Raw genomic sequence first — 18,282 nt, 5'->3', positions numbered from 1 at the left:
ATTATAGACTGGCCAAGCATAGCAGCTCGGCATTGGTGGGGTACTGCTCCAGCATCTCCACCAGCTTCTTAGTGCCTGTTAGCGGTTTGAGACCGCTAAGCGCCCGGCGCAGTGTTCTTATCTTGTCCAGATCCTTTGGATCCAGCAACAGCTCTTCGCGGCGCGTACTGCTCTTGGCGATGTCCAGCGCGGGGAAGATGCGCTGGTTCGCCACCTCTCTCGATAACACCAGCTCCATGTTCCCCGTGCCCTTAAATTCCTCAAAGATCACCTGGTCCATCCGGCTGCCGGTATCCACCAAAACAGTCGCCAGAATAGTCAGCGAGCCGCCGTTCTCAAGGTTGCGTGCCGCGCCAAACAACCGCCGCGGAATCTCCATCGCCCGGGCATCCATCCCGCCCGACATGGTCCGACCGCTGCTCTTGCGCTCCGAATTATGCACCCGCGAAAGCCGGGTGAGAGAGTCGATCACAATCATCACGTTCTCACCCTCGCCCGCTTCCTGGCGGGCGCGATCAAGAAGCTCATCGGCAACGCGAACGTGATGCGCATAGCTTTCATCCGAAGACGACGCGTGTACCTCCGCCGGCACGCTGCGCCTGAAATCGGTGACCTCTTCGGGCCGCTCATCGATCAATAGCGCGTAGAGCTTGATCTCCGGATACGCCTTACCCACAGCCTGGCAAATGTGTTTCAGAATCGTGGATTTGCCCGACCCCGGCGGTGCAACGATCAAACCTCGCTGCCCCATGCCAATCGGCGTAATTAAATCCATCGCGCGCACCGTGAGCTGTTCCGAGCCGGACTCCAGGCGAATCCGCGGCGATGGATTGATTGCCACAGCGTTTAGAAAATGTTTTTGTGGATCAGCTTCAACCTCAGCCACAGCTTCGGCTTTCTCAGCCACTGGTTCAGCGACTTTATTGCGTTTTCCGGTTAAGCCTAATGTCTTTCTCGTCATGATTGTTTGATCACCTGAGGGTCGGCGTTTAGAGCCGCGAACGGTACGGAATCGCTTTCTTTCCACTGCCGCAAATGCAGCCGTTGGGTCTCAAATTCTATTAACTCTGACATGGCAAGGACGAAAAATGTGGCTCGAATATTCGACGGTAAGCATGGTTTTAACGCTGACGTAAGCTGCGACGGAGCGTCAGCGAAGGGGAGCAAAAGCGGTACGATTCTGGCGTCGGGTTGACTGCCTGGTTACGCCGCCGAACGCTTAACCCTGATCGCCGCAAAGAAAACCAGTGTGGCCAGGACAACCACCACATCCATAATGATTGCCGGCGCTGCGTGGCCTAAAAATTCCTGGCCATAGATCATGACCAGTGACACGAATATCGCTTTACTCAGTGCACCCATTGCAGCGGAAAACACTCTGTGCCGTTCGACTAGTGCGCCGTATATTAAGATTATACCCACAAGGCCAACGAGGGCTGACCAACTGCGCACAATTATGGACTCTAGGCCGCCATCAAATGAAGCGCCGAACATTGATTCAAGCGCAGCTTGAGGTGCGATGAGGCCATAAAACATGGTGGCTGTTAGGAAACCAGATACCAGCATGACCCACTTAAAGTTCCTTTCGACGAATTCCATAATTCCCCTATTTGCTTACAGTTGATGTCAGTAGGTGAGTCTGTTTTGAGGTATAACGCCAATATTACGCGGCCGTTTTGGAGGCGCACCACGCCAGATAACTGTTCCGGTGGACGGCCTTCGGGCCGGGAACGTACTTACGCGGTTGGTTATGCATTGGTTCCCATAGTGCGAAGTTTTCGGAACACCTTGGCTAATATGTTGTTACCGAGAATCAGGCCGACAGAGAACGCCAAAACCACACACCAGCCATAATCTATCTGCGTCTGAGCACTAAGCTGAGTGACCAAAACACTGATAGAGCGGACGAGCCAATAAACACCGATCAAAAACACTCCTGCGGCTACAATTCCACTCTCAGGAATTACCGGTCCTGATGTTTCGTTAGAAAAAGCGTTCTTGGAAATTTTCGAAGCACTAAACCATAAAATAATGCCAATACCCATAGGCACCAAGAGGCCTGCTGCCAAATATCCAATGTGTGGTGAATTTGGCCCACTCCACGCCTCCGCAACAAAAGCGAGAGGGACATAGTCTCCCACAGTGCTAAAGACCAGGTAAGCAGCAAATACTTTGATAACGATCTCGACAAGTGCTCTCATATTCCTCTATGCATAACGCCTGAATCACCTGCAGTGATTTGTTGGGCGTCAATTGCACTGCCTCCAAAAAACCTGCGCATACTTTGACGGAAAGCATTGAAGACATGAACCCAATGAACCAACTCTGGCATTCAAATTCATTTGAAACCAGCACTTGCTAACGCCTCGGCGCGGACCTCGCGGCTAAGCATTACTGCTTCTGCCACGGGCTCTCCGTCTCGAACAAATGGTGTAGTACCGCGTTTACCGCGCAGCGTAGCAAGTAAAGTGCGTAGCACGACCTCAAACAACAACTTCCGGGACATACCCGCGATCCTCCGAGGCACGTTCGGCTCGTTACGCGCATCGCGAACCATCATGCCACGAGTAGAATGACCTACAACTGCTCGAGTACCCGGAGTAGCACAGGCCAGGTTGAGTGAGATAAATGGCGTAGCTGCGTCCTGCGGGCTATTGCCAATGTGAGTGTTACAACAGGTTGTATACCAGCGCCTCGGGCCGTTCGGGCTAAAACGGAAACATCCCAATTTATCGGCGCCTGATTGAAGCGCCATGCGCTCCGGTGTCGTTATGAATAGATCGGTTCCGCCACATTCGTCCAGCGCTTCAGGATGCCCCAAGTGGTGTGCCGCTGCTTGGCAGTCGCGGCAATAACAGATAACCCTCGATCCATACCCTGGCCCGGTGTTGCGAAAGACCCCCTTCACCTGCCCACATACACAGGCAATCTCGAGATCAGCCATTTGAATCCCTCGTCTCCCCGATCAATGGTACACATTGATCCAGACGGCCAAGGACAGCAAATGTTTTCTCCGAAATTGCCAGACCCAACGCCCTAGCGCCTTAACGTCTGCATACACGGCGCCCGATTAGGGCTTCCGATGTAAGCCCATTGGGCCGTCACGACTTTAATGAACCGGTTATGTGCCAGCCCAACTAGGCACAAGGCTGCAGCGAAAACAGGAACAGCCCAAACCAGACATTGGCCAATAATATCAGAACCTTAATCCCATCACGGGCAAAGGCGGGAGTATTTCTAGACTTGTAGAGATAGCCAATTACCACCCATTGCACAAACAACCACGCGTACGAGAGATAAAGAACCCCCTTGTGACATGCAGCGCCGGGAGATGTGTAGTAGGTGTAAAACCAAGAAGAAGCCGTTCCCGTGACAATTAAGAGGAGAGCTCCGCACGATAGAAGATTCCGCCACTGAGGATAATCCGTGCTCAAAAGCTTCTGTTTTGCTCGATCAAATTGGTCAGTCATCCTAACTCCCAATCAAAAACCACATAACGCCTAAGTTACATTGACTTCTTCTCAACGTGTTCCAGAATCTTTGATAAAACTCGGTTTGTTTCTTTATGGAGCTCAATGCTTTCCGCAACCGACTGTTTTTGCTGCCTTATCGACTCTTCACTCAGTTTTAGAGACTCTTCTAAAGCCTTCTCCTGCTTCTCAATAGCCTCTTTGGAACGTTTATTGTTAATTATTGTAGACCATAAAAAATACAAGATTATTGCTATTAGAGCGTAACTCCAATATTCGTATATCGTCACGAATAGCTTATCACCGATGGAGGTACTATCCTCCCCGAGGGATGATGCATACTCCTGAGCATCTACCCAGGTCTTAGAATTGGAATCGAAATAGAGAGTGTTGTTTTGTGCCCACTTGTAATAAGTCCTGCTATATTTCTGCATTAACTCATCCATGGCATCTGGAATATCAACCTCAACATACCCCGTCTTGGTGAACCTTGAGCCTTTAGGGCCATAAGGGATTTCATCCACATCATAGGTGAGAAGGATCAAATCACCCTCATATGGAAGGTTTTCGAAATTTATATGGTATTTATTGTTAGATAATTTCCGAAACTCTTTAACTGATTCACTATCTCTTTGATGATTCTCCCAGGCAGCTAAAAAGCTATTCTTATCCCCCGCCTCTGAATAAGCGAGCATGGGGAAAAACATCAAAAAAATAAAAAACCTCATATTTGGCCCCTAATATGTAACGCCTTGCTAAGCGGCGTCAAATGGTTGACTAAAATTATTGAAGAACGAGCGCAAGCCAACTTTTTGCGTCCGTTTAAGCAACTTTTCAGGCTGCTGGTTAACAATTTATAACTTTCGTTTTTCCAACCAAGTTAAAATGGTTGGTAAAAAGTCTTTTGCAAAAGCATCCTGCTCTAGCCACATAAGTTTAATCCATTCTTTATAGCCGAAGTCTTGCTCTGAAAATGAATCAGCATTTAGCATTGAGTGACTGGCATTGGATATCAATTTTGGCGTCACCAATTTACTACCATGAACTTGCCACCATTTAAATTCGTTCTTGGCATTTACACTTAGATCTTTCTCACCCCACAAAAATAGACTAGGTACGTTGATTTTTCCGTAGTCATGAGTTGCATCAGACATGAAGTTCTTCAACACGAATTGATAGCGCTCTTTTATCATGGCAACTTCCCCAGAATATTGCAAATACTCATTATATGATGGAGCACTTTTAAAAAATGAAACTTCCTTAGCATATTTATTTAATTCTGAGGAAATTTGCTTTTGATTTTTTCCGGCTAGTTCGTGGCGAATCTTTGTATAATACCGGCCTTGTTCAACCCAATTTTTAGAAAAGCCTATGCCTATAACAAAACCTACTTTCGAATTTTTATTTGCCAGAGCAGGTAATGCCCACCCAGCTTGACTAAAGCCAAAAAGCCCTGTGTTTTCAGACGCAAAGTTGTATTTGTTTTGAATATAATTGATTGCTGTTAGAACCTCAGATTGGCGATCAGCCATAGACTGCTCCAACCAGTTTCCTGTGGAATTGCCAACATTGGGTTTATCCCAGCTGAAAATGGCATAACCATGTTTCCTTAAAGGCTCCCAGATATGGCTGTAGTACCCTTTCGCGTCGTAAGACGTAGCACCATCCCCATGCACAAATAGCAATACCGCTTTTGCTGGTTTGCCGTTAGTTGCTCCGAGGTAATGGCCAGATAAACTATTTTGATTGTGTCGGAAAACTATTTCTTCCGCATAGCTAATCGGTAAGGCAAAGAAAAAGCTAAATAAGAAAATAGAAATCCTATTCATGTAAAATCTACTAAGAAATAATGACAGAAAATAAAGCAGCCTAACGCCTGCAGCATCCGCGCCCATGGAATGGAGCCGAAGGCGCAATGTAATGGGCATCGCTATGCCTGCATTGGTTAGGCATTTCTGGCAACACCCATTAGTACATCCAGCGCGCTACCGTCACTTCGTAGAGCAAAGGGAACCGATGTGGAACACTCTGCAAACCCAGCGTCCATCAGTGCCGCTTTTATCTGTTTCTCTGTGAATCCATATCCTTCATCGCCCTCTTCTTTGAGCCAATCCCACTGCACCAAGCAACCACCTTTGGTAAGCAGTTGTTTCAAAAGCTTTAACGCTTTTGCGTAATCGGGCACAAAGGCCAGTGCTGAGGAAGCCACGACAAGATCAAATTTTGGTGACAATAGACTATTATCATCGATCAGGTTTTGGTCTAGCTCTGATGCGATTACCGCAACATTTTCCAGGCGCTTATTTTCGAGTACTGAAATCATCTTTTGCGAAGGGTCAAGAGCCACCACTGAGCTTGCTGCGCTGGACAACCTTTCGGTAAGTAAGCCTGTGCCGCAACCAAAATCAAAAATGCGACACCCCTCTATCTCTACAGTATTTTTCAAGGCAAAGTATGCATTATCGGCATAAGCAATGACGGCTTCATTGCTATCCCACCCAGCTGCGTATTCATCCCAACTTCCACTCATTCTAGAATGATTCTCTCGTCTATCGAATTTTTGCCTAACGCCAGCCAGCATGCGCAGGTGCGGAGTGTAGGCGAAGCGACAAGGGATTAGGAGAAGCCATCGCCATGTCTGGCCCTGCTATGCCAGCCGCACTAAACTTCGGGCACCTGACTACAGTGAATTGCATAGTGCGACCCATTAATCAGCCTCAAGCAAGGCTTTTCGATCCTTCTCGTACTCTTCATAGGACTTACTGGAATGCTCGATGCACTCCTCATATTGGGCAGGAGGAACACTAGCGCATTCTTGGCGATTGTTTCGCTGCATGTTGTCATAAACAGCTTTGCTGCCGCACCCCGCAACCAGAGCGCACGCTAGAGGCAATAACCAAATTTTCTTCACATCTCATCATCCATGTAAGGCAAAACGCCTTGTTAAAGGGCGCAAACCGCAATGCGGCGAAGCATCCCAGTGAGCGATAGCGAACGACTTAAACAGACTGTTATGCATTCACTCCAAACTCAAATACGGTACCGACAACGATAGATAACACCGCGAGGAAAAAGGACACCCTGATCACCGCTAGGTAGGCCTTGCCGGCAGTTCCCAGCTTCTCTTGTCCAGGCAGAACCGCACCTGGGAGTATGAATTTAGCTTTGACAGATGAGATGGGCGGCATTCCGATTGCGATTAATGTTGTCCTTTCAACGCTCGATTCAGCAATGCCATGCTTATTGATGGCCGCCTTTAGCAGATACGACGCTATGACAGCTAACAAGATGAAGAACAGAGCAGCAAACAGTGCTAATTCGAGCATTCGTCGTCACCTTGACGCATAACGTTGCCAACAGGGACGCCCTGACAAGGGCGTCCAGTGAAGGCCGAAGGCCGGAACGAATTCAATTGCCTTGTTACGTGGTTCCCGGTCCGATAAACAGGTCTACCAATACTGAGGATCATTGAATGCCTCAACGCAACAAGCCCGTCCCAGTGGGAGCTCAAGAGAACCTCCATCAAACGACTGTCCCAGCCAGCCCTCTGGATGGGCTAGTTTGAACGGCGCTTCCGCAATCTCTTGAGATACGTATTCGAAACCGACTTTTGAATAGTAGTTCGGATCACCATAGGTGAAAAAGATACAGCCGGCTATCTGTCCTTGCTCGGTAGCGATGAACCCGCGCATGCCATCGGTTTCGGTGCTGCTAATCAGCTCATGCACCAAATGCCCGATCAGCTTTCCCTCGGACTCACCCTCTGAATCAGAGAACGAGCGGGTAAACAAGACCTCGATTTCCTGTCGATCAGACTCGCTAAACTCCGAAAATTTCATGCCGTGGGAACCCTATGCAGACCGGTGGCGAAGAGCTTTTGCTTCCACGGAACGCTGAGCAAAGCAGCGCGTCTCACGTGTCCGCCTTCCGTGACTTGTTAGCAGTTCGAAGCCAAATTTGGCTGCAGATAATCGTCGCTGACTTCCAGTTTATAAATTGTTGTTGACCGGACTAGGCAACTCCGCATTTCATTGCGTGCTTTTTGGTACCTTTCATCGGCTAATTGATGATCTTTTTCCCATTGCTCTCGATTGGGCCACTGAGCATAGCCAACCAAGATATTTGGCCTGTCCGAGGTATGAAGCCTTGAACCAAGACTACCGCAATGCTCATAAATGGCTTTGGTGACTCCAAGCCAGGCTTCACGAAACGAAGCCTCGGTACCGTCCTTTATTTCAAACTCATACACTACGATAAACATCCACTTCTTTCCTGAGTGCTAACGGCTTATTAGCGAGAATTCTTATTAAACCGCAACGACGCGACCCCGTCCAAACCTGCTTCAGTTGAAATCCGGACATCTTAAACAGCTAACAGAGGTTACTCAGAACCGCTTAAGACGTGGAAACTACAAGTTCGGCGTGAATACCGCACCAGAGAACTCAGGCCCAGACGCCCTGGGCGATGACAGACCAGACGTCTTCAAAATCGTTCGATGGTTTGCGCTGAAAGGAAGAGCGAACAAAACGCTGGATGCGCCCTTCGATGCATACCATCACCCAGTCTGCCCCGCGAATGGCGGTGCTCTGGAATTTCAGGCCCTGGCGCAATTCGCCTTCCTTGATGATCTGGCGGATCTCGGTTTCCAGGCGCTCAAAAAAGTGAGACGCCCGCTGGCGCAGGGCGTCGTTCTCACCCATCAGGGCATCGCCAGTCAGCACGGTGCAAAGGCCCGGATTGCGCTCGGCAAAGATCAGTACCAGATGCGCCACCTGCCGCAGCCGAACCTGGGCGTCGTCCTGTTCCTGCAGGATGGTCTGGCAACGGGTAAACACGGCTTCTTCGGCAAACTCGATCAACGCTTCGAACATCTTCCGTTTGCTGGGAAAATGCCGGTATAGCGCCGCTTCTGTCACCCCAACCGATTTCGCCAGCCCTGCCGTCGTGATACGCGCACCCGGATCCTGCTCCAGCATTTCCAGCAGAGCATGAAGGATGGCTTCGCGACGACTTGGGGCTTGCTCGCTCATGGTCAGAGGTAACCTTTAGAAGAAGGTGCCATCGATGGGCGATGACGCACTGGCGTATAGCTTCTTCGGCATCCGACCCGCCAGGTAAGCATCGCGGCCCGACTCGATTGCCAGGCGCATGGCTTTTGCCATCCGGATAGGGTCCTGGGCCTGGGCAATGGCGGTATTCATCAATACGCCGTCACAGCCTAGCTCCATCGCCAGAGTGGCATCAGACGCAGTGCCAACCCCGGCATCGACCAGCACCGGCACGTTGGCGTTTTCCACAATCAGACGGATGTTGTAGCGGTTCTGGATACCAAGGCCGGAACCAATGGGCGCGCCCAGCGGCATGATGGCCAGGCAACCCATTTCTTCCAGACGTTTCGCCAACAATGGGTCGTCAGAGCAGTACACCATGACGTCGAAACCGTCTTTGATCAGCGCTTCCGCGGCCACCAGGGTTTCCGTCATGTTCGGGTAGAGGGTTTTCTCCTCACCAAGCACTTCCAGCTTCACCAGGTTGTGGCCGTCCAACAGTTCCCGCGCCAGTTTACAGGTACGGATGGCGTCTTTGGCGGTGTAGCACCCGGCCGTATTGGGCAACATGGTGTATTTGGCTGGTGACACCACGTCCAGCAGGCTGGGTTCGTCCGGATTCTGGCCGAGATTGGTCCGGCGTACGGCAAAGGTGACGATTTCAGCGCCACTGGCTTCTATCGCGTGGCCGGTTTCCGAAAGATCACGGTACTTACCGGTGCCCACCAGCAGTCGTGACTGATAGGTTGTCCCTGCAATTGTCAGGGGCTTGTCTTCCGGAAGCGCTCGCTCAGGATGTTCGCTCATGCTTTTACCTTGCCAGTCTTTGAAAAGTCGACGGTGGGGGGGTCTTCAACCGCCGCCAATCGCGTGAACGACCTCTACCCGGTCGCCCTCGCTGAATGTGAATTGCGGATGCTCACTGCGCGGCACGATGTCCTCGTTCACTTCCACCGCCAGGCGCTTGCCTTCCAGTGCCATCCGCTGAATCAGATCAGACACGGTGGCACCGTCGTTCAGCTCCATCGGTTCGCCGTTTACCTGAATCTGCATGTCGGTTCCTATCAAAATATACTCAAGATCGGTGAGCGCGCTTAACTCCAGCCGCAATCACCAGTGCCCAACCCACCATCAGGCAGACGCCGCCAAGAGGCGTTACCGGGCCGGGCCAGGTCATGGATGTTAGCACCAGCAGGTAGAGGCTGCCGCTGAACAGCAGAATACCTGCGGTAAAAAAACCGGCGCTGATGTTCAGCAACCTGACATTCAGGGCGGTCCCGGACAGTAGAGACACCAGAATCAACGCAAGTGAGTGATACATTTGATAGGTGACGGCAGTCTGGAAAACTTCAAGACCCCGCTCACTGACAACACCGCGAAGACCGTGAGCCCCAAAGGCCCCTGCCATTACCGCTGCCAACGCAAACACCGCGCCGGACACCAGCGGCCAGCGCTGAACTTGCGGGAAAGACAATCGGATTCGCTCAGGCGCAGTCACAGTGAATGGTCTCTTCGGTGTCCAGGTTCATCATGGTCAGTTTGCCGCCCCACACGCAGCCGGTATCCAGGCCGATGTATCGCTCACTGTCGGTTTTGCCTTCCAGCGCGGCCCAATGGCCAAACAACACGCGAATATCGTCATCACGATGGTAACGGAACCAGGGAGCAAACCCTTCCGGGGAGTCCTCTGCCGATTCCTTGGAATCAAATTCCAACGTTCCATCTTCCGCGATAAACCGCATGCGGGTTAAGTAGTTGGTGATCACCCGAAGTCGGTCCATGCCATCAAGGCTTTCGTTCCAACGTTCCGGCTTGTTGCCATACATGGCTTCGAAATAGCGGGTGGCGTCCGGACCGCGCAGCGCAGATTCTACTTCCCGCGCGTATCCCATTGCCTGCTCCACCCCCCAGATATGGGGCAGCCCGGCATGCACCATCACAAAATTGCGATCCGCGTCGTGCACCATCAGATTCTGCTGGCACAGCCAGTCGAGCAGGTGTTGATGATCCGGCGCGTCCAGGATGTCGCGCAGAGTATCTTTCTTTTTCAGGGCATGACCGCCTCTGGCCACCGCCAGCAGGTGCAGATCGTGATTACCCAGTACCACCACGGAAGAACTGCCCAGGCTTTCAATATAGCGCAGCGACTTCAGCGATTCCGGCCCTCGATTGATGAGGTCTCCGGCCACCCAGAGCCGGTCTCGGGAGGGCGAGAAATCCGCCTTGGCAAGGACACCCTGAAGCCGGTCATAGCAGCCCTGAATGTCTCCAATGGCGTAGTCAGTCATTACTTTCCTCGTTCGTTGCGTCTGCCAGCAAATCTGCAATGGCAACGTAATCTGCAAGGCTCAGGTTTTCCGGGCGCAATCCATCGTTGATGCCCACGCTGTTAAGCTGTTCCACCGTCACCAGGCTGGCCAGCGCTTTGCGCAGGGTTTTTCGACGGGCGCTGAAGGCTGTACGAACCACTGCCTGCAACAGTTTATAGTCTTTCGCCGGGTGCGGCAGCGTTTCGTGCGGCACCATCCGCACAATGGCAGAATCCACTTTCGGTGCCGGCTTGAAAGCACCGGGGCCCACTTCAAACAATGGCTGCACTTTGCAGAAATACTGGGCCATGATTCCCAGCCGCCCGTAGTTGTTGTCGCCGGGCACGGCGGCCAGCCTTTGCACCACCTCTTTCTGCAGCATGAAGTGCATGTCTTTCACCACGCCCGAATGGCCCAGAAGATGAAAGATCAGCGGCGTGGAAATGTTGTAGGGCAAATTGCCGATAATACGAAGTCGCTTGCCGTTCTCGACCAGTTGGCCAAAGTCGAACTTAAGGGCATCCGCTTCGTGAATGCGAAAATCCGGATAGTTGAAGAACTTGGTTCGCAGCACGGGGATCAGATCCCGGTCCAGTTCCACCACCTGCAGGTGATCATTCACGGCCAGCATTTCTTCCGTCAGCGCGCCCAGCCCGGGGCCAATTTCCACCAGCGCATCGTCGGGCCCGGGGTTGATGGCGCGAACGATCCGCTCAATAACGCCGGGATCGTGAAGGAAATTCTGGCCAAATCGTTTTCTGGCCTGGTGGCCGGGTTTATTACTCACTTGCGACTCGCTTTTTACGGGTGGCGGCCATACGCTCGCCTTCAATAACTGCCTGCCTCAAGCTGCCCACATCGGCGGTGCCGGTTCCGGCAAGATCCAGTGCCGTGCCATGATCCACTGACGTTCTGACAATGGGCAGGCCCAGCGTAATGTTGACCGCGCGACCGAAGCCCTGAAATTTCAGCACCGGCAACCCCTGATCATGGTACATGGCCAGTGCAGCGTCGGCGTTATCCAGCCAATGAGGGGTAAACAGGGTATCCGCCGGCAATGGCCCGGTCAGGGTCATGCCTTCGTTGCGCAACCGCTCCAGAGTGGGTTCGATCACGTCCAGCTCTTCACGCCCCAGGTGGCCGCCTTCGCCGGCATGGGGGTTTAGCCCGGCGACCAGGATGCGCGGTTGTTCGATGCCGAAGAACTGTTGCAGATCCTTGTGCAGAATACGGGTGACCTGTGTCAGGCGCTCGGGAGTGATGGCCGCTGATACGTCTTTGAGAGGCAGATGCGTGGTCACCAGCGCCACCCGAAGCTCTTCGGTGGCCAGCATCATGACCACTCGCTCAACGCCACACATGGCCTGGAGGAATTCCGTATGGCCGCTGAACTCAATACCCGCGTCGTTGATCACGCCCTTGTGAACAGGGGCCGTCACCATGCCGTCAAACAGGCCGTCCAGGCAGCCCTGGGTCGCAACCCGCAGGGTGTCGAGAACATAGGCGCTGTTCGCCGTGTCGAGCTTGCCAGCATCCGTCGAGGCCAGGCCGTCAACGTGATACACCGACAGGCTTCCGGCCTCGGTCAGCGCCTTGTTCCCAGGGGACCAGTCCGCCAACGTGATGCCCAAAGCCAACTGCTGGTTGCGGGCTTCCAGCAGAGGTTTGCTGGCGACCACCACGAGGCCCGCACGACGGTCTTCGGTGGCAAGCTGAAGACACAGCTCCGGACCGATGCCGGCCGGCTCGCCGGCGGTCAGTGCTAGGGTCACCGGCTCGTTCATGACGTGCTGGCGTCTTCGGTCTTGAATTCAACGAAGGCTTCGTCACGGATTTCACGCAACCAGTTTTGCAGCTCGATATCGAACTTGCGGCGGAAAATAGCCTGACGGGCTTCGCCACGCTCCACTTCGGCGCTGATGTCCTGCTGACGACGATCCTGAACCTGCAGGATGTGCCAACCAAACTGTGAGCGGAAAGGGCCGACCAATTCGCCAACGCTGGCGTTCATCATCGCGTCCTCAAACTCTGGCACCATCTGACCGGGGCTGACCCAGCCCAGGTTGCCGCCGTCGGAACCGGATACCGGGTCGTCGGACTCGCCTTTTGCCAGGGCCGCGAAAGACGCACCTTCCTTGAGCCGCTTGTAAAGCGCCCGGATCTTGGTTTCAGCTCCCGCGTCTGACACCGCTTCTGTGGGGCGAACCAGAATGTGGCGAACCTTGTTCTGCTCGATCACCTGACTGGCTTCACCACCGCGCTTGTCCAGAACAGTAACCAGATGGAAACCGCTGCTATTTTCCAGCACCGGAGATACTTCTCCCACGGCAAGTTCCGGCACCACATCTGCGACCAGTGAGGGTAACTGGCCTTCAGAGCGCCAGCCCATGTTGCCACCGTCCAGAGCGTTGCTGGCATCGGATTCGGCCACTGCGACAGACCGGAAGTCCCGTCCGTCAACAATCTGTTGGCGCAGGTCTTCGATGCGTGCACGGGCCAGCTCGGCCTCTTCATTGTCGTTGGGGTTGTCCACCTGGATCAGAATATGGGCCAGTTCGTATTCGGCATTGGTGCGGCCCTGGCCTTCTGTGGCTTGCAGGTAGTTGTCCACCTCACGTTCGGTTACCCGAACCCGCTGGCCAACCTGGCGCTGCTGTACACGGCCGGTCAGCATTTCGTTGCGGATCTGCTCACGCGCCTCGGCGTAGCTCACGCCCTCTGCCGCCAGCTGGTTTTCAAACTGAGCCAGGGTCATGTTGTTGCGGCTGGCGATGTTGGCAATGGTTTCGTTCAGTTCGTTATCACTGATCCGCATACCGGCACGGTCTGCCATCTGCAGCTGGATGGATTCGGTAATCAGCTGGTCCAGAACCCGTTCTTCCAACACCGACCGGGGCGGTAGATTGGTACCCTGGGACTGCAACCGACCAATGATGGTATTGATCCGGGCATCCAGTTCAGATTGCAGAATCACCGATTCGTTGACCACGGCCACAACCTGATCCAGCAGTTTCCGTTCCGCCTGGGCGGCGCCCGACATTATCACTGCCATCAAAACCACAATGGCTTTTGCACACTGGCGAAAGTTCGCCCTCATAGTCACCTCTGTCTGGAAATCCGGCGGGCTTCAGGTGCCTCGCCTTGAGAATCTGAAACGGATTTCAGCGCCCACCAAAACGGCGCCGTTCCCGCTCGTCGAAGCCAACAATGGCCTCTGAAATCTGCCGTGAAGAACCACCACTGCCACCCAGGCCTTTCAGCTCGATCTGGAACAACACCCGGGGCTCCAGTTCTTCCTCGTCGGTCAGATAATTCTGGTGTACCAGCTGCACGCTCCAGCAGCAGTTATTGTATTCCAATCCTGCCAGCGACCCTACCGTGCGGTCGAGCTGCGAGTCATAGGCCCAGCGGCCGATCAGACTAACACGGTCTGTGACAGGCACAACGCCGCTTATATCCGACTGTTCGAATTCGTTTCGTCGATAGGTGTGGCCGATGCTGGCCAGGTACTGGTAATCCTCGGAGTGAAACAGCAATTGGCTGCGGCCTTCTTCAGTTTTTCTGGTGTCCGGTTCCCATAGGCCGGAGCTTCGAATCTCCAGCCCCGCCACCGGCCGCAGCACCACTTCACCGGCCAGCGGTGAATTACGTTCGTCCGATGCGCCCTGCCCCTCTAGAGACACTTCCCGTTCGTCGAAGTGATGCACCTGACCCAGGCTGAACCTTGCCCGCTCCTGGCCGGTCAGCAGGTCGTTGAAACGGCTAGTCAGAGCGATGGTCAATCGATTGGCATCGCCGACACGGTCGCCACCGGAAAACCGGTTTCGGCGGAACAGGTCGTCGAAACTGAAAGAACGCAGTGCAGTGTCGAAATCGGGTATCAGTTGCTGATCGGCGTCGGCGTCAGCCCAGGCGTAATACAGGCGCGGCTCGAGCGTCTGGTTATAGGGCACCTCAAACAGCTCGGACCGGCGGTCAAAATACAGCCCGGTGTCGAGTTCTGCCACAGGCACGGTGCGCTCGATTCTTGAATCGCCCAGGCCAAAGTCATCCAGGTTATAGCGGGTGTAATCCAGCGCTACCGAGGGCCGCAGGTACCCCCAGAGCGAACGCAGCGGCAGTGCCAATTCCGGTATTGCCCGCGCCCGATGGCCATTGGCCTGATCCAGCCCGGTGAGGTCAGGGTTATCGCGGTAGAAGAAGGTGTACTGGCTTTCCAGCCCCAGAGTCACCGGGCCCACGCCTGTCTCGCCCGAATAGAGCACGGTGGGCAATTGGCCGTAAGGTCGGTCTTCCTCAGCGATAAAATCGCTGATGGTCTGGTAACCGCTGGCATAGACCTCGAAATACTGGGCATCGTCCTGGTAGCGAACGCCGCCGCGGCGACGCAGATGGGTTGCCTGATTGATGTCCAGGCTGCGATTCAGGTCGCTCAAGTAGTCGTTGTCACTGACCGCCGAAAAATCCCCATACCCATACCAGCGTTCAGTGAAGGTGGCGCGGGTGGTGAAGTCCAGCCCCCAGCGTTCACCGTCTTCGCCGGGTTCATTGTCGGCATAGTCACGATCGTTGCCGGCATAACCAATCTGTAGATCAGACTGACCCAGCTCACTCAGATACCGGCCCTCTACTTCGGTGAACAGACCGCGCCCATAGATGAACTGGGGTGTCAGTGTGGCATCGTATTCAGGTGCCAGGTTGAAATAGTAAGGCACCGCCAGAAAGCCACCGCTGCCCGCACTGGAGGAACCAAAAGACGGGTAGAGGAAACCGGTTTTACGACGCTCGTCAATCGGGAAACTGGCATAGGGCCAGTAGAACACTGGCACATCTTTCACCTGCAAGCGCACGTGCTTCGCTGTACCCACGCCCTCGGCCTGATCCAGCTCGATGTCCGACGCCACAATTGACCAGTCGTTCTGGTTGGGCGCACAGGTGGTCAACCTGCCCTGGCCAATGAACACCTGGTTATCCGAGTTTTTGGCCAGGGTACCGGCGGTACCTCGCATCTCGGCGCTGTGCAGCAAAAAGGAAGCGGTCCGTATATCCAGGTCGCCGGTACCGGCGTTGTAGTCAGCCTGCTCACCGGTCAACAAAAACCCGTCGCCCCGGCTGGTAAACGGGCCTTCGATGGCCACCTGCCCGGATGCCTGGTTGTAGCGGGCTTCGGATCCCGTCAACGCAAAGGGGCCTTGCTGAATCCGTACGTCGCCGCGCAGGTAAAGTTCGGCGTTCATCTGGTAACGGGCTTCCAGAGCACTGGCGTTCAATGGCAACTGGCCATCGGGGCCGGCCTGGCTTGCTGCCCCAGCATCAAGATCCGAGGGGAGATAACCGCCGCGACAGAAATCCGGCAGGGATTGCGCTACGTCATCCGGCAGCTCGGATTTTGGTCGCCAATCCATTTCAGCAGCTGTGGGCGCATCGGTGGAGGAAGGTTCTTCCGATGCCTGAGACTGCACAACCGGCGCAACCACCAGTACGACACCCATAACCCAGACTCGGGGGGGCATTGCTGCCGACAACCATTCAGTGCGACTGCGAGGTGTCAGACTGTGCAGCTTCCTTGACCGGACTGGCACGATACGGAGGTCCTGTGCTGAATGGAGTTTTCGATAGGCCGCTAGTTTACACGGCGGCTATGGCCTTGTTAACGGAAACCGTTGTACCCTCTGACTTCAAATCTGCTAACTTTTGGTTCCATTCCAGGAACTTTCCAAGAACTTTGCCAAACCCATGGACAATCGCCTTCGCATACTCACCGACTGGGTGAGACAGTTCCCCGGTTTTGCACACGCCGACCCCGTGCCTGTGTCCGGCGACGCCAGTTTTCGGCGTTACTTCCGGGTGATGGGTTCTGCAGAGCCATCGGCAGAACATCAGCCCTTTATTGTCATGGATGCGCCGCCGGAGCATGAAAACTGCAAACCGTTTGTCGCCATTGCCCACCATTGGCGCAACCAGGGCATTGCCGTGCCGGAGATTGTCCATGAGGACCTTGAACAGGGGTTTCTGTTGCTGGAAGACTTCGGCGACAACCTGATGCTGGGTGCGCTGGATGCGTCGAACGCCGAGTCACTTTACACTGGCGCCCTGGAAGAACTGGTGGCCATTCAGCGAACCAGCCCGCCGACTGATTACCCTTTACCACCCTACGATCAGGCACTGCTGGATCGCGAAATGGCACTGTTTCCAGACTGGCTGCTCACCCAAAAGCTGGGGTTGAACCTGGACAACAGCGAACGGGCGCTGCTGGAAACCACTTTTGCCTTTCTCCGGGAGAGCGCGCTTGCTCAGCCGACGGTGACTGTTCACCGGGATTACCATTCCCGCAATCTGCTGGTACGCGACGGCACGAATCGCCCCGGCGTGATTGATTTCCAGGACGCGGTCACTGGCCCGATCACCTACGACCTGGTATCCCTGCTCAAGGATTGCTACATCAAGTGGCCCCCCGAGACGATCGCCCAGTGGAAAGAGACCTTCCGCCTGCAAAGTCAGAAGGCCGGCCTGCACAACTCGGATCCGGACACCTTCCATCAGTGGTTCGAACTGATGGGCATGCAACGTCATCTGAAAGCAGCTGGCATTTTCGCCCGCCTCGACATTCGCGACGGCAAGCCGGGGTATCTGAAAGACATCCCCCGCACCGTCTGCTATCTGGTGCGTGCCAGCGCCCGGCAACCCGCGCTCCGGCATTTCCATGAATGGCTGACAGACCGGGTACTGCCGGCGATCGAGACCACCATAGGCACAGTGGAGACTCGTCAGCCGTGAAGGCCATGATTCTTGCGGCAGGCAAAGGCGAACGCATGCGGCCGCTGACTCTGACAACCCCAAAACCGTTACTGTCCGCCGGTGGTCGTCCACTGATCGAACACCACCTTGAGCGGCTGAAGCAGGCGGGCTATCACGACATCGTGATTAATCACGCATGGCTGGGAAAACAGATCGAAGAGGCCCTGGGGAATGGCCGCCGTTTCGGTGTGTCCATCGACTATTCACCGGAAGGCGAGCCTCTGGAGACCGCCGGTGGCATCCAGAAGGCCCTGCCCTTGCTGACCGAAGACGCCGACGACTGGTTTCTGGTGATCAATGGCGATATCTGGTGCGACCTGGATCTGGCAACGCTCGCACCTCCGCAGGATGCAGACGCCCTGCTGGTGCTCACGGATAACCCCGGACACAATCCCAGCGGCGATTTCTGCCTTGAGCCAGACGGGCAGGTTGCCCTAACGGGCGAGAACCCACTGACGTTCAGCGGCATCAGCCTGCTGCACCGACGCCTGTTCGACTCGCTGCCTCCTGGCTCCATGAAACTGGCACCGATTCTGAAAACGGCGATTGCGGATCAGCGGGTGCGCGGGCTTCATTTCAGCGGCCGGTGGATGGACATTGGCACGCCGGAAAGACTGAGACAACTTGATACCTTGCTGACCGGGGAACAAGCCTGAC

The 18,282-nt window shown here is 54.4% G+C and carries 21 protein-coding genes; 2 read left to right on the top strand and 19 right to left on the bottom strand.

Annotated elements, in window-relative coordinates; all coding sequences use genetic code 11:
* Position 1: 1 nt before the first annotated feature.
* From rho to QLQ17_RS02975, 19 genes are all read right to left on the bottom strand, one after another.
* Positions 2-961, bottom strand: a complete 960-nt coding sequence (gene rho / locus QLQ17_RS03060; RefSeq protein ID WP_283208063.1) for a transcription termination factor Rho — start codon at positions 959-961, stop codon at positions 2-4.
* Positions 962-1,203: 242 nt separating this feature from the next.
* Positions 1,204-1,599 (bottom strand): hypothetical protein, encoded by a 396-nt coding sequence (locus QLQ17_RS03055; protein ID WP_283208062.1) that lies wholly within the window; start codon positions 1,597-1,599, stop codon positions 1,204-1,206.
* 149 nt (positions 1,600-1,748) lie between these two features.
* Positions 1,749-2,201, bottom strand: coding sequence for a hypothetical protein (locus QLQ17_RS03050; RefSeq protein ID WP_283208061.1), 453 nt, complete (start codon positions 2,199-2,201; stop codon positions 1,749-1,751).
* Positions 2,202-2,338: 137 nt separating this feature from the next.
* The gene (locus tag QLQ17_RS17150) at positions 2,339-2,944 is read right to left on the bottom strand and encodes a DUF6151 family protein (RefSeq protein WP_502867348.1); all 606 of its coding nucleotides are present in this window, start codon (positions 2,942-2,944) and stop codon (positions 2,339-2,341) included.
* Between the two features lie 561 nt (positions 2,945-3,505).
* On the bottom strand, positions 3,506-4,198 hold the full coding sequence (locus tag QLQ17_RS03045) for a hypothetical protein (RefSeq protein WP_283208060.1): 693 nt from the start codon (positions 4,196-4,198) through the stop codon (positions 3,506-3,508).
* 126 nt (positions 4,199-4,324) lie between these two features.
* Positions 4,325-5,299: an alpha/beta hydrolase gene (locus QLQ17_RS03040; RefSeq protein ID WP_283208059.1), complete on the bottom strand. Its 975-nt coding sequence runs from the start codon at positions 5,297-5,299 to the stop codon at positions 4,325-4,327.
* A 116-nt stretch (positions 5,300-5,415) separates the two neighbouring features.
* Complete coding sequence (locus QLQ17_RS03035; RefSeq protein ID WP_283208058.1) at positions 5,416-6,000, bottom strand: class I SAM-dependent DNA methyltransferase; 585 nt, start codon at positions 5,998-6,000, stop codon at positions 5,416-5,418.
* Between the two features lie 481 nt (positions 6,001-6,481).
* Positions 6,482-6,796, bottom strand: a complete 315-nt coding sequence (locus QLQ17_RS03030) for a hypothetical protein (RefSeq protein ID WP_283208057.1) — start codon at positions 6,794-6,796, stop codon at positions 6,482-6,484.
* A 123-nt stretch (positions 6,797-6,919) separates the two neighbouring features.
* The gene (locus tag QLQ17_RS03025) at positions 6,920-7,309 is read right to left on the bottom strand and encodes a GNAT family N-acetyltransferase (protein ID WP_283208056.1); all 390 of its coding nucleotides are present in this window, start codon (positions 7,307-7,309) and stop codon (positions 6,920-6,922) included.
* A gap of 98 nt (positions 7,310-7,407) precedes the next feature.
* Positions 7,408-7,731 (bottom strand): putative quinol monooxygenase, encoded by a 324-nt coding sequence (locus QLQ17_RS03020; protein ID WP_283208055.1) that lies wholly within the window; start codon positions 7,729-7,731, stop codon positions 7,408-7,410.
* A gap of 181 nt (positions 7,732-7,912) precedes the next feature.
* A complete protein-coding gene (gene slmA / locus QLQ17_RS03015) occupies positions 7,913-8,500 on the bottom strand; it encodes a nucleoid occlusion factor SlmA (protein WP_283208054.1) in 588 nt (195 codons plus the stop codon).
* A 15-nt stretch (positions 8,501-8,515) separates the two neighbouring features.
* Complete coding sequence (locus tag QLQ17_RS03010) at positions 8,516-9,325, bottom strand: thiazole synthase (RefSeq protein WP_283208053.1); 810 nt, start codon at positions 9,323-9,325, stop codon at positions 8,516-8,518.
* Positions 9,326-9,370: 45 nt separating this feature from the next.
* On the bottom strand, positions 9,371-9,571 hold the full coding sequence (thiS, locus tag QLQ17_RS03005; protein ID WP_283208052.1) for a sulfur carrier protein ThiS: 201 nt from the start codon (positions 9,569-9,571) through the stop codon (positions 9,371-9,373).
* Positions 9,572-9,593: 22 nt separating this feature from the next.
* Positions 9,594-9,926, bottom strand: a complete 333-nt coding sequence (locus tag QLQ17_RS03000) for a DUF423 domain-containing protein (RefSeq protein ID WP_283209041.1) — start codon at positions 9,924-9,926, stop codon at positions 9,594-9,596.
* Positions 9,927-10,002: 76 nt separating this feature from the next.
* The gene (locus QLQ17_RS02995) at positions 10,003-10,806 is read right to left on the bottom strand and encodes a symmetrical bis(5'-nucleosyl)-tetraphosphatase (RefSeq protein WP_283208051.1); all 804 of its coding nucleotides are present in this window, start codon (positions 10,804-10,806) and stop codon (positions 10,003-10,005) included.
* A complete protein-coding gene (rsmA, locus tag QLQ17_RS02990) occupies positions 10,799-11,614 on the bottom strand; it encodes a 16S rRNA (adenine(1518)-N(6)/adenine(1519)-N(6))-dimethyltransferase RsmA (protein ID WP_283208050.1) in 816 nt (271 codons plus the stop codon). The genes QLQ17_RS02995 and rsmA overlap by 8 nt, the downstream gene beginning before the upstream one ends.
* On the bottom strand, positions 11,607-12,611 hold the full coding sequence (gene pdxA / locus QLQ17_RS02985; RefSeq protein ID WP_283208049.1) for a 4-hydroxythreonine-4-phosphate dehydrogenase PdxA: 1,005 nt from the start codon (positions 12,609-12,611) through the stop codon (positions 11,607-11,609). The genes rsmA and pdxA overlap by 8 nt, the downstream gene beginning before the upstream one ends.
* On the bottom strand, positions 12,608-13,924 hold the full coding sequence (locus tag QLQ17_RS02980) for a peptidylprolyl isomerase (RefSeq protein WP_283208048.1): 1,317 nt from the start codon (positions 13,922-13,924) through the stop codon (positions 12,608-12,610). The genes pdxA and QLQ17_RS02980 overlap by 4 nt, the downstream gene beginning before the upstream one ends.
* A gap of 64 nt (positions 13,925-13,988) precedes the next feature.
* Positions 13,989-16,319, bottom strand: a complete 2,331-nt coding sequence (locus QLQ17_RS02975; RefSeq protein WP_502867347.1) for an LPS-assembly protein LptD — start codon at positions 16,317-16,319, stop codon at positions 13,989-13,991.
* 244 nt (positions 16,320-16,563) lie between these two features.
* Here QLQ17_RS02975 and QLQ17_RS02970 point away from each other — a divergent pair, with 244 nt between their 5' ends.
* On the top strand, positions 16,564-17,604 hold the full coding sequence (locus tag QLQ17_RS02970) for an aminoglycoside phosphotransferase family protein (protein ID WP_283208047.1): 1,041 nt from the start codon (positions 16,564-16,566) through the stop codon (positions 17,602-17,604).
* Complete coding sequence (gene murU, locus QLQ17_RS02965; RefSeq protein ID WP_283208046.1) at positions 17,601-18,281, top strand: N-acetylmuramate alpha-1-phosphate uridylyltransferase MurU; 681 nt, start codon at positions 17,601-17,603, stop codon at positions 18,279-18,281. The genes QLQ17_RS02970 and murU overlap by 4 nt, the downstream gene beginning before the upstream one ends.
* Position 18,282: the final 1 nt, after the last annotated feature.

The organism is Marinobacter sp. CHS3-4 (assembly GCF_030053415.1).
In the GTDB taxonomy this organism is placed as follows: domain Bacteria; phylum Pseudomonadota; class Gammaproteobacteria; order Pseudomonadales; family Oleiphilaceae; genus Marinobacter.
The sequence above is the reverse complement of the archived record's forward strand: the minus strand, read 5'-3'. Positions and strand labels throughout refer to the sequence as shown.